We start from the raw sequence: 12,321 nt of genomic DNA, 5'->3' as shown, positions 1-12,321 counted from the left end.
AAGACGAAATCGCGGCGGCGTGAGTACACCGCCGCGCACAAGCTCAAGGCCCTTCCGTGTTTGTGATTTCCGGATCGGGGCTTTGGTAAACCGTGTCGGTCTTCAGCTCCTTCACATACAGATAGATGCCCATCGCAGTCGCCGACTGGACCGTGTCCACATCCGTCACCTGGCAGGTCTTCGCTGCGTAGTTCGGGTCGAACAACTGACTATTGGGGTCTTTGTAAACGTCCGGCGGTTCGCAGAACTGGAAGCCTGGCGAGTTCGTCAGCGTGTAGATGATCGTCTCAGCGGTCGTTACGTCGAGATTGTCGCCGCTACCTGGATGATTGTCGTAGGTCCAGGTCAAACTCCCGTCGTCCCTCTGGGTGACGGTGACGAACACGTTCTTGGTTTTTGCCGGTACTGAATCCATGGCAGTTTTCTCTCCATTATTGATTCACGAAGGCGCTGTAGTCGGCGTCGTTATATCCGATCCGTTTCATGAATGCGACGACATGCGCAACGGATGCAGCGTCGCCTGCGCAAATGTTTGCGCGCACCCAAGGATCCGCAATTCGAAAGTCGCGCTCCCTTCCGGAAACAGAAGAGAGATTCGAAATTGTCGTTTTGCAAAGATCGATAGACGCATCGCGGCGACCACCACGATCGAGAATCCGCGCTTTGAGAAGCATCGTGTGCGCCAACTCTGCATTCACGAATCGATCAGTCCGGTATTTTTCGTAGATGCTATTTAGAATTTCCTCAGATTTGTTCGCTTGCACCTCGGCGGTTTGCATGTCGCCGTTGTTGAAGGCGATGAGCGCTTGCAGATAGTGGCTGACAGCTAAACCGCGCGGGATTTCGTCGCTTTTCTTGTCGATGCTTTGCAGTTCGACAAGACTGCTTTCCGATGCGCGAATCTTTTCAAGTGCGGCTTGCGTTTTTCCTGTCGACACAAGAATCCTCGCGGTCTGCAACCCGGTGATCGACCGCTCGCGTTGCCAAATCCGATTGGTCGGCTCCTTCAGCAAGATCGCGCGCAACCCATCTTCACTGATGTTCAGCGAAGCGACAGCTTCGTCTGTCCGCCCCTGCAAGGCGAGTAGCCCGCCGACCACCTTGTTGGCGATTGCGAGGCGATACGACCAAACCGACGCGTTCGGTTCGGCCGTCTGAAGCTCCTCCAGCGCGGCGCGCTGATGTTTGTAGAGATCCGTCGTCGCCTGCAGTTCGCCCATCGCGGCCTTTGCACTCGCTAGCCACGAAAAGCTGTTGGCTAGTTCGGCTTGCAGACGCTGGTCCTTTGGACGCTCACCTAATGCTCGCTGCTTCAGCGCGATAGAGCCTTCGAAGAGCGCCGCTGCTTTTTCGGCTTCACCCTTCTTCTGCAGAAGAACGCCAAGACTGCTACGCGCGTATGAAAGCTCGATCCACGCATCCGGATTGGCGGGATCGATTGCGTTCATCCGCAAGGTCTCGTCCTGATACGCCAGAAGCTTACGCTCGGCTTCGTCGAGACGCCCCTGATCGACAGCGATCTGTCCTTGCCAGAAAAACACCGCGCCCAGATTTTTTGCCACGTCGTTGTCGTGCTGCCCGGCTGCAACATTGGCGAGCAACAGCAACTCGGCCTGATTGAGTGCTTGCAACGCATCGGCTGCAGCTCCGCGCGACCGGCTCACTTCTGCCAATGTCTGCAGCGCCTTTGCCTGTTGCAGACGCGCGGCGGTGGGCGTGCGTGCGACATCCTCGTTGGCGAGATATTGCAGCGCCTTTTGTGTGACGCCGTCGAGCAGATCCAACTTCCCCAGCGGGCGCAGCTTGTCGGCGAAATCGCCGACCATGAAATTCATCAGGTCTTCGGCTTCCAACCTGCGTTTCGCGGCAAGCGACTCCGCATAGTTGGCACGAAGGCCAAGCGCGACGGCAACCAACGCGATGAACGCGAAGCCTGCAACTGCGCCGATCCGCATCCGGTCGGCATTTCGCGCACGTCGATCCGACGCGGTGACCAGCGCGCGCACGTCCTCGTCGACGGGAATCTCTGCGCGCACCAGCAAATCGCGCGCTTCTTCGAGCGGCTTGCCACGCGGCAGCAAAAGATCGGTGCGCCTTCCATCCGAAATCCAGCGCTGCGCAACGCCCTGCAATCGACTGCGCGTGTGAAGCGCCTGCCGGTGACTTGCAATCCATGCAACAACGCGCGGCCATTGCCGCAACAGAGCTTCGTGCGCGACGCCGAACACCGGCTCGCGATCAAAGACAAAGCTGACGAAGAGACGTTGCTCGACCAAGGTGCGCACCAGGCGCCGCTCGTCGTCGGTCTTGAGAAGCGACCAGGGCGCACGGTGGCTGCGAACCGCCTCGTCTTGCGCCCCGACCGTGACGATCATCGAAAGAATGTGCGGCAGCGATGCTTGCGCTGCGTCTGGCAAGCCGGTGAGCACCGCCTCGGCGCGCCGACCGATCGCACCGTCGATCCCGCCGAGCGACTGATAGGCTGCAAACGTCAATTCGCGGCTGTTGCTGCGCAGGCGATACAGTTCCTGCAGCGTATATTGCAGAAGCGGCAATGCGTCGGGGCTGTTGGCTGCGGCATCACACAGCAAATCGTCGAGCTGCGCTTTGGTATCCGGGTCGGCGCCGAATCGCAGCCCCGCAACTTGCGCCGGGCGGCGGATCATTTGTGCAATTTGCGGCCGCGTCGGCGGCTCAAGATCGAAATGTCCGCCGTGCGACTTCCCCAGCATCAACAACGGCTCGTTCGCCACGTTGGGGTAAAAGTCGTTGCGGCACGCAGCAATGACGATGAAATTTCCGGCGCGCGCGAGACCGTCGAGAATGGTGAGGAACGCGCTTCGTTGTTGCTCGTCGACCATGGACGAGTTGAACAACGCTTCGAGACGGTCGACGAAGAGAACGAACTTCGTATCCGCCGGCGCTGTCGGCGAGATTGCTGCCGGTGCAGCAAGCAGATGTTCGCCGAGCGCTTCTGCACTCATTCCGTCGAACAGAGATTCGCCGTCGACGTCGAGATCCAGAAGCGCGCCGCCGACGGCCGTCGACAGTTCGATCTCGCCAACGTCGCCGAGATCCAATGTGGTTGCAGCAGAGACCCGCAGATTGTGCGGTGAGCGGAAGAGCGCAGGCACCAGACCCGCTTGCACGAGCGAGGTTTTCCCGCTGCCGCTGGGGCCGAGCACGAGTACGAGTGCGCGCCCGGCATCGATTTGCGCGGTCGTCGTCTCGACGAGCTCGACGATCGCAGCGTCGCGCCCGAAGAACACGGCTTCGTGCGACGCGTCGAACGGATCGAGGCCGACATAGGGCGATTCTTGCGACCAATCTTCGCCGGCATGTCGTTCGCCGGCGGTCAGCGGCGTCACGGTTGCGACGGTGCGATAGCCCCGCTTGCGGATGTTCTCGATGTAGCGCGCGTCCGATGCGGTATCGCCCAGCGCGCGTCGCAACTGCAGAATCGCCTTGTGGACCTGGTTGTCGCCGACAACGAGTCCATCCCAGCACAAACGAAGCAAGTCGTGGGCACTGAGCACGTCGCCAGGTCGCTCGCACAAGGCGACCAGCACATCCATCGCGCGCGGCTCGATCGCAATCACTTCGCCGTCGTCGCCGCGCTTCAATGCGCAAAGCCCGACATCAACGAACCAGTCCCCAAACCTGAACGTTTGCAGTCTCATGTCCAGCCTCGGTCGTCTGCATTGCTCTGCGACCGGCTGGCCAACCGAACGGCGCCGATGAGTCGCGTCAATCAGACGTCAGTTTACGGTGACGCGTACGAATATCACCGACTTGCGGACAGTATTTGCGCGGGATTTATCCAGGCCGAACAACAAAAAAGCCGACACTCGGAAGTGTCGGCTTTTTGTATTTGGTTGCGGGGGTAGGATTTGAACCTACGACCTTCAGGTTATGAGCCTGACGAGCTACCGGGCTGCTCCACCCCGCGACAGGACCCACAAAACGGGGCTCTAGATCAGCGTGTAATAGGGTTCATGTTGTCGTTTTACGCGCATGCGCTCGGAAGACCTGGCAGCGACCTACTCTCCCGCGTCTTGAGACGAAGTACCATCGGCGCTGAACGGTTTCACGGCCGAGTTCGGGATGGGATCGGGTGTTTCTCGCTCGCTAGAGCCACCAGGTCGTCCGAACGCACGGGCGTAAATACAAAGACCAATGTTCAAAAATTCAAATTCACTTGAATGCTGCTGATCGCGCACAACGATTTCACCGCTGCGCGTGAAGATCAGAACCGAAGTCCTGACGTGTCAGAAAATTCAAGCCGATCGAGCGATTAGTACTGGTTAGCTTCGTGCGTCGCCGCACTTCCACATCCAGCCTATCAACGTGATGGTCTATCACGGCTCTGATAGGGAGTACTCGTTTTGAGGGGAGCTTCCCGCTTAGATGCTTTCAGCGGTTATCTCGTCCGCACATAGCTACTCGGCGATGCCACTGGCGTGACAACCGATACACCAGAGGTGCGTTCATCCCGGTCCTCTCGTACTAGGGACAAGTCCTCTCAATACTCCAACACCCACGGCAGATAGGGACCGAACTGTCTCACGACGTTCTGAACCCAGCTCACGTACCACTTTAAATGGCGAACAGCCATACCCTTGGGACCTGCTCCAGCCCCAGGATGTGATGAGCCGACATCGAGGTGCCAAACCTCCCCGTCGATGTGGACTCTTGGGGGAGATCAGCCTGTTATCCCCGGCGTACCTTTTATCCGTTGAGTGATGGCCCTTCCATGCGGGACCACCAGATCACTATGACCGACTTTCGTCTCTGCTCGAACCGTCGCTCTTGCAGTCAGGCAGGCTTATGCCATTGCACTCGACAGCTGATTTCCGACCAGCCTGAGCCTACCATCGCGCGCCTCCGTTACTCTTTGGGAGGCGACCGCCCCAGTCAAACTACCCACCATGCAGGGTCCCTGATCCAGATAATGGACCGAGGTTAGACATCAGAGATCGCAAGGGTGGTATTTCAAGGTTGGCTCCACACTGGCTGGCGCCAATGCTTCAAAGCCTCCCACCTATCCTACACATTCGATCCCTAATGCCACTGCAAAGCTATAGTAAAGGTGCACGGGGTCTTTCCGTCTGACCGCGGGTACCCCGCATCTTCACGGGGAATTCAATTTCGCTGAGTTGATGTCGGAGACAGTGGGGAAGTCGTTACGCCATTCGTGCAGGTCGGAACTTACCCGACAAGGAATTTCGCTACCTTAGGACCGTTATAGTTACGGCCGCCGTTTACTGGGGCTTCAATTCAAGGCTTGCACCTCTCCTTTTAACCTTCCAGCACCGGGCAGGCGTCAGACCCTATACGTCGTCTTGTGCGACTTAGCAGAGCCCTGTGTTTTTGATAAACAGTCGCCACCCCCATTTCTGTGCCCCTCGCCCGTGGTTGCCCACAAACGAGGCCCTCTTATCCCGAAGTTACGAGGGTAATTTGCCGAGTTCCTTCGACATCATTCTCTCAAGCGCCTTGGTATCCTCTACCAGTCCACCTGTGTCGGTTTCGGGTACGGTCTAATGTGGAAGCTATTTCCTGGAAGCCTCCAGCTGCCAATCCAATCCGATAAGGACTGACAACGTTTTGGCTCCGTCACTATCCACTGGCCCACGAATATTAACGTGGTTCCCATCGACTACGCCTTTCGGCCTCGCCTTAGGGGCCGGCTTACCCTGCGTGGATTAACCTTGCGCAGGAACCCTTGGACTTTCGGCGACAGTGTTTCTCACACTGTTTGTCGCTACTCATGTCAGCATTCGCACTTCCGATACCTCCAGCGCCCCTCACGGCGACGCCTTCGCAGGCTTACGGAACGCTCCGCTACCACGTGATCTAAAAGATCACATCCGCAGCTTCGGTGTATGGCTTGAGCCCCGGTACATTTTCGGCGCAGGGCGGCTTGACCAGTGAGCTATTACGCTTTCTTTAAAGGATGGCTGCTTCTAAGCCAACCTCCTGGTTGTCTATGCTACCCCACATCCTTTCCCACTTAGCCATAACTTGGGGACCTTAGCTGGCGGTCTGGGCTGTTTCCCTCTCGACGACGGACCTTATCACCCGCCGTCTGTGTGCCGAACTGTACTCTCGGGTATTCGGAGTTTGGTTAGGTTTGGTAAGGCTCGCGCCCCCCTAGCCCATCCAGTGCTCTACCCCCCGAGGCAATCATTCGACCCGCTACCTAAATAGCTTTCGCGGAGAACCAGCTATTTCCCGGTTTGATTGGCCTTTCACCCCTAACCACAGATCATCCCCGACTTTTTCAACAGGCGTGGGTTCGGTCCTCCAGTGGGTGTTACCCCACCTTCAACCTGTCCATGGCTAGATCACCGGGTTTCGGGTCTAATTCGTGCAACTAAAACGCCCTATTCAGACTCGCTTTCGCTGCGCCTACGCCTATCGGCTTAAGCTTGCTGCACAAACTAAGTCGCTGACCCATTATACAAAAGGTACGCAGTCACGGCTCAAGGCCGCTCCTACTGTTTGTAGGCATTCCGTTTCAGGTCTGTTTCACTCCCCTTGTCGGGGTGCTTTTCACCTTTCCCTCACGGTACTTGTGCACTATCGGTCACTGAGGAGTACTTAGGCTTGGAGGATGGTCCCCCCATGTTCAGACAGGATTTCACGTGTCCCGCCTTACTCGAGGACACTGGAAGTATTCTACTCGTACGGGGCTATCACCCGCTTTGGCGCGACTTTCCAGACGCTTCCGATTCTAACTTCCAGGTCACTGGCCTGGTCCGCGTTCGCTCGCCACTACTAGCGGAGTCTCAATTGATGTCCTTTCCTCCGGGTACTTAGATGTTTCAGTTCCCCGGGTTTGCCTCCTGCACCTATGAATTCAGTGCAGGATACCGCTAATGCGGTGGGTTTCCCCATTCAGAAATCCGCGGATCAAAGCTCACTCGCAGCTCCCCACGGCTTATCGCAGCGTGTCACGTCTTTCATCGCCTCTCAGTGCCAAGGCATCCACGAAATGCCCTTATAACGCTTGAATTTTCCGATCACGCGCAGGGGCGAACCCGCTACACGCGACCACTCAGCATTCGAAATGAAAATGAATTAGCTCAAAGCGAGCACCAGTGGTTCACGGACAACTCGTCGACGTCCAACGACGTCACAGCACCGGGTAGGTGCTTTTGAGTTTGTTCGTAACCGACTTGGTGATGCTCCTCTTCGAGCCACCATTGGTCATGAACCCTATTTACGCTGTCCAACAAACCAGGCGCGCGCAACGCACGCCACTGCCGACCGCTTCTTCAGCGACCGGATCTCGTGTCTTCTCGCAGATCTTCTTCGTAACCGGGGAAATGGTGGAGCCGGACGGGATCGAACCGACGACCTGAAGCTTGCAAAGCTACCGCTCTCCCAACTGAGCTACGGCCCCATGTCCAGCACCAAAACCAATCGAGCGCTGCGCAGTTCTGCGCGCGCTGACGACGATCGGAGTGGTGGGCCAGGGAGGACTTGAACCTCCGACCCCACGCTTATCAAGCGTGTGCTCTAACCAACTGAGCTACTAGCCCCCGTTCGGTCGCACGATCGCTTGCCTATTCACTGCCCAACTTTGCAAACGCAAAACCGGCAGCGAACGACGATCGTCGTAATGAAGATCTGTGAGAAGGGATGCGTAGACGGCGGTTCGATACAGACAAAGTCTGTATTCGATCTCGCGATCGAAACCGCCCGTTGCTTGGCAGTTCCTTAGAAAGGAGGTGATCCAGCCGCAGGTTCCCCTACGGCTACCTTGTTACGACTTCACCCCAGTCGCTGACCTTACCGTGGACGGCTGCCTCCTTGCGGTTAGCGCACCGGCTTCGGGTAAAACCAACTCCCATGGTGTGACGGGCGGTGTGTACAAGGCCCGGGAACGTATTCACCGTGGCGTGCTGATCCACGATTACTAGCGATTCCACCTTCACGCACTCGAGTTGCAGAGTGCGATCTGAACTGAGATAGCTTTTTGGGATTTGCTCCACCTCGCGGTATTGCACCCCACTGTCACTACCATTGTAGCACGTGTGTAGCCCAGCCCATAAGGGCCATGAGGACTTGACGTCATCCCCGCCTTCCTCCGGCTTGTCACCGGCGGTTTCGCTAGAGTGCCCAACTAAATGATGGCAACTAACGATGAGGGTTGCGCTCGTTGCGGGACTTAACCCAACATCTCACGACACGAGCTGACGACAGCCATGCAGCACCTGTGTGGTATCCAGCCGAACTGAAGGATCCCGTCTCCGGGAACCGCGATACCCATGTCAAGAGCTGGTAAGGTTCTGCGCGTTGCTTCGAATTAAACCACATGCTCCACCGCTTGTGCGGGCCCCCGTCAATTCCTTTGAGTTTTAATCTTGCGACCGTACTCCCCAGGCGGTGTGCTTAAAGCGTTAGCGACGCCACCGAAGTTCTAGGAACCCCGACGGCTAGCACACATCGTTTACAGCGTGGACTACCAGGGTATCTAATCCTGTTTGCTCCCCACGCTTTCGCGCCTCAGCGTCAATACTCGTCCAGTTGGCCGCCTTCGCCACCGGTGTTCTTCCCAATCTCTACGAATTTCACCTCTACACTGGGAATTCCACCAACCTCTCCGAGATTCGAGCTTCGCAGTATCAAATGCAGTTCCCGGGTTGAGCCCAGGGCTTTCACACCTGACTGACGAAGCCGCCTACGCGCCCTTTACGCCCAGTAATTCCGAACAACGCTTGCCCCCTTCGTATTACCGCGGCTGCTGGCACGAAGTTAGCCGGGGCTTCTTCTACGGGTACCGTCATCATCGTCCCCGTCGAAAGAGCTTTACAACCCGAAGGCCTTCATCACTCACGCGGCATGGCTGGATCAGGCTTGCGCCCATTGTCCAATATTCCCCACTGCTGCCTCCCGTAGGAGTCTGGGCCGTGTCTCAGTCCCAGTGTGGCTGATCATCCTCTCAGACCAGCTATGGATCGTCGCCTTGGTAGGCTTTTACCCCACCAACTAGCTAATCCAACGCGGGCCGATCCTTTGGCGATAAATCTTTCTCCCATAGGAGATATCCGGTATTAGCCCCAGTTTCCCGGGGTTATTCCGAACCAAAGGGCACGTTCCCACGCGTTACTCACCCGTGCGCCACTCACCCGAAGGTGCGTTCGACTTGCATGTGTTAGGCCTGCCGCCAGCGTTCGTTCTGAGCCAGGATCAAACTCTCAAGTTGATCTTCGCTCTGGCCGACCCGTTTCTTTCGAACCGTTCGGCCAAAACTCAAAAATAGGGCCTCGCATGTACATAAACGTACCGAACAGTTCTTTCGAACCATTCGAATACTTTAGGATGCACAGTACGAGGCTTTAAGGCCGCCAAACACGTGATGGCCGAACCGCCGCCTGCGCATCCCTTCTCATGAAACAACGATGTTCAAAAACCGCGGTCCGAAGACCGCCCGACTCTAGGAGCCGGCGAAACCGATCCCCGCCGCCGCATCCCGTTGGGATACAGCCTGCAGAAACCAGGCTTCAAAATCTGTCGCCCAAACGCAAATGACTTCGGCGACTAGCGCCGTGCATTGCACCCTGGGCTTCTGGGAACCGCCGTCGACCAAGTGGCCGTCGCCGGAGGCCCAGAACCTAGTCAGGTCGGTTCCCGCTGTCTACCCCCTTTTTTGAACTTTTTTCGAAGCTCAACGAGGCAACGGTGCCGCCCTGAAAGGCGTCGCCAGCGACCGGGGTCGTCGGCGAGGCGCGGGTTATGACGATCTCGATCTTGCGGGTCAAGCCCCCTTTCGCCGCGATCGGCACAACTTCTGATTCAGCGGGAAAACGCGAATAAAAACGCGCCGATATGCGCGCGAACGGTTGACGCTCGCGCGCGGGGTGCTTCATCGTCGCCCCGCCACGTGACGCGGAAACACGCTGTTAATCAGCAGTCTCCATAAGAAGCGCGCGGCAGCAGGGCCGACACAGTAGTTGGGGGACGCGTGCAAGCACGCTCGGTCAAAGCACGGCTTTTTGCGCCGACGACAGTCGTCGCCACCCTTCTCACCTTCGCGCACCTGGTCCCAGGTGGCGTTGAAGGTGCCGTCACCCGAGTCGCTGGCTTGTTCGGCGGCAAATCCAAGACACAGATCGCGCAGACTGCGCCGGCCGCTTCGACCGCCACGTTGGATTTCGAAGCCCAATTCCAACCCGCACATTTCCAACTCGACCCGTTTGCCGCCCGCGCTGCTGCGAATCGGCTGAGTCGCGTCACGGTCGAACTGGAAGACGGCGACACACTGACCGCCCTGCTGGTCCGCAATGAAGTGTCGGGCGACGAAGCCCGCGCCACGATCGAGGCGATGAAGTCGGCCTATGACGTGCGCAAGGCGCGCGCGGGCCAGTCCTTCACGCTGCTGTTCGATCGCAGCCAGCCGCAAAGCTTCCGCGGCATCGAATTCGATCCCGATGCCGAGCGCACCGTTTCGGTGACGCGCAATAGCGGCGTGCAGTTCGCTGCCACGACGGCCAAACGCGCATTGTCGTCGCGCACCGTCGCAGCGCGCGGCACGATTCGCTCAAGCCTGTTTGAAGCGGCCGCCAACGCCGCCGTGCCGAGCCAAGTGCTGCAGGGCATGATCAAGGCCTTCTCGTACGACGTCGACTTTCAGCGCGATCTGCAGCCGGGCGATAAGTTCGAAGTCATGTACGACATGCAGATGACCGACGCTGGCGAGCCGGTACGCAGCGGCGAGCTGCTGTACGCGCAGCTGACGCTGTCGGGCAAAGTGAAACAGGTCTACGCCTACAAGCATGAAGACGGCTCGGTCGATTTCTACGACCGCACCGGCAAGAGCGTGCGCAAATCGCTGCTGCGTACCCCGGTCGATGGCGCCAAGCTGACCTCGGCCTTCGGAATGCGCCGCCATCCGCTGCTGGGCTTTACCCGCATGCATAAAGGCGTCGATTTCGGTGTGCCGCAGGGCACGCCGGTCTATGCCGCCGGTGACGGCACCGTCGATCACGCCAATTGGGCTGGCGGTTATGGCCGCCTAATCAAAGTCAAGCATAACGCCCAGATGACGACCGCCTATGCGCATCTTTCGCGCTTCGCCGCCAACATCCAGCCGGGCGCGCATGTTCGCCAAGGCCAAGTGATTGGCTATGTCGGCACGACGGGCAACTCGACCGGCCCGCACCTTCACTATGAAGTGATGAAAAACGGCGAGCAGGTGAATCCCAACAACACGATGCTGCCCGCCGGCACCAATCTCGAGGGCCGCGATCTCGTCGCCTTCGCGAAAGTGATCGGCGATCGCGAAACGCAGGTCGCATCGTTGGGTACCGGGGTGATCCTGGCGAGCGCACGCACGACGGTCGTTCCCGTCGCTTGCCGCGCTGACGCCCCCTGTTGAGCAACGACAACCAAGCCGAACCCTCAGCCCAAGCACTGCGCTGGCGCGAGCAAGCCGGCGACGTCTGGGCGCGTTTTTATCCGCAAATCGACGCGACATTCGCGCCGTTCAACGACGCGCTGATCGCAGCCGCAGCGCCGCAAACGAACGAACGCGTGCTGGATGTCGGCTGCGGCTGCGGCGGCACATCCCTCGCGCTGGCCGAGCTTGTCGGACGCCAAGGCCGTGTCGTGGGCCTCGATCTTTCGCCATCGCAGCTAGCCATCGCGCGCGAACGCGCAGCCGCGCGGGACCTGCAAATCGAGTTTCGCGAAGAAGATGCGGCGCGATTCCGTGCCGATGTGCCCTTCGATCTAATCGCATCGCGCTTCGGCTTCATGTTTTTCGACGACCCTGTCGCCGCCTTTACGCATCTGCGCGGTCAGGCGGCCGGCGGGCGTGCTGCGCTGTTGAGTTGGGCAGAGGTCGCCGCCAATCCTTGGATGCGACTCGCCTGGGAGTCGGCACAGGGCCTGATCGAACCACCGCCCGAATCGCCGCCGGGTGCACCGGGCCCGTTCGGCTTTGACGATCCCGACCGGTTGCGCCGGGCGCTGGCCGAGTCGGGCTGGCAAAAGATTGAGATCGCACGCGTCGACACCATCATCGCACCAGCCGGCGGCGTGCCGGACGATGTGCTGCGCCTGTCGATGAAGCTTGGCCCTAGCGCGCCGTTGATTGCTGCTGCCGACGAATCGGTCCGTGCCCGCATTCGCGACGTGATGGCCACGCGAATCGCAGCCTGGACCAGCAACGGCCGCGTCACCGCGCCAGCCAGCGCATGGATCGCGACCGCCCGCGCCTGACATGGATCCTCCAGCGCCCGATGGCGTTGGGTTGATTGCATGAGGCTTTCGAAAGGGGCGGGCGCTTGACAGAGACGGCGCGTCGGCCGA

At 58.8% G+C, this 12,321-nt stretch carries 5 protein-coding genes, 3 tRNA genes, 3 rRNA genes and 1 pseudogene; 2 read left to right on the top strand and 10 right to left on the bottom strand.

The window, feature by feature from the left end; genetic code table 11:
* Positions 1–43: 43 nt before the first annotated feature.
* From TMPK1_RS19645 to TMPK1_RS19600, 10 genes and pseudogenes are all read right to left on the bottom strand, one after another.
* Entirely contained in the window at positions 44–415 is a 372-nt protein-coding gene (locus TMPK1_RS19645) for a DP-EP family protein (RefSeq protein WP_420245220.1), read from the bottom strand.
* A 16-nt stretch (positions 416–431) separates the two neighbouring features.
* A complete protein-coding gene (locus TMPK1_RS19640) occupies positions 432–1,835 on the bottom strand; it encodes a tetratricopeptide repeat protein (protein WP_420245698.1) in 1,404 nt (467 codons plus the stop codon).
* A 312-nt stretch (positions 1,836–2,147) separates the two neighbouring features.
* Positions 2,148–3,575, bottom strand: a pseudogene (locus TMPK1_RS19635) (nSTAND1 domain-containing NTPase); the annotation flags it as partial.
* A gap of 297 nt (positions 3,576–3,872) precedes the next feature.
* Positions 3,873–3,949: transfer RNA gene (locus TMPK1_RS19630), tRNA-Met, on the bottom strand.
* Positions 3,950–4,027: 78 nt separating this feature from the next.
* Positions 4,028–4,142: ribosomal RNA gene (gene rrf, locus TMPK1_RS19625) — 5S ribosomal RNA — on the bottom strand.
* Positions 4,143–4,273: 131 nt separating this feature from the next.
* Positions 4,274–7,018 (bottom strand): 23S ribosomal RNA (locus TMPK1_RS19620).
* 314 nt (positions 7,019–7,332) lie between these two features.
* Positions 7,333–7,408: transfer RNA gene (locus TMPK1_RS19615), tRNA-Ala, on the bottom strand.
* A gap of 62 nt (positions 7,409–7,470) precedes the next feature.
* Positions 7,471–7,547, bottom strand: a tRNA-Ile gene (locus tag TMPK1_RS19610).
* A gap of 182 nt (positions 7,548–7,729) precedes the next feature.
* Positions 7,730–9,214: ribosomal RNA gene (locus TMPK1_RS19605) — 16S ribosomal RNA — on the bottom strand.
* The 16S, 23S and 5S rRNA genes sit together here with 3 tRNA genes alongside, the layout of an rRNA operon.
* A 409-nt stretch (positions 9,215–9,623) precedes the next feature.
* On the bottom strand, positions 9,624–9,878 hold the full coding sequence (locus TMPK1_RS19600) for a hypothetical protein (protein WP_420245218.1): 255 nt from the start codon (positions 9,876–9,878) through the stop codon (positions 9,624–9,626).
* A gap of 95 nt (positions 9,879–9,973) precedes the next feature.
* Here TMPK1_RS19600 and TMPK1_RS19595 point away from each other — a divergent pair, with 95 nt between their 5' ends.
* On the top strand, positions 9,974–11,386 hold the full coding sequence (locus TMPK1_RS19595) for a peptidoglycan DD-metalloendopeptidase family protein (protein WP_420245216.1): 1,413 nt from the start codon (positions 9,974–9,976) through the stop codon (positions 11,384–11,386).
* On the top strand, positions 11,383–12,231 hold the full coding sequence (locus tag TMPK1_RS19590; RefSeq protein WP_420245214.1) for a class I SAM-dependent methyltransferase: 849 nt from the start codon (positions 11,383–11,385) through the stop codon (positions 12,229–12,231). Before TMPK1_RS19595 ends, TMPK1_RS19590 begins: the two co-directional genes overlap by 4 nt.
* Positions 12,232–12,321: the final 90 nt, after the last annotated feature.

It is taken from the genome of Roseiterribacter gracilis (genome assembly GCA_018332375.1).
Classification (GTDB): Bacteria; Pseudomonadota; Alphaproteobacteria; order BOG-932; family Roseiterribacteraceae; genus Roseiterribacter; species Roseiterribacter gracilis.
This window is presented reverse-complemented; position numbering and strand designations above follow the sequence as displayed.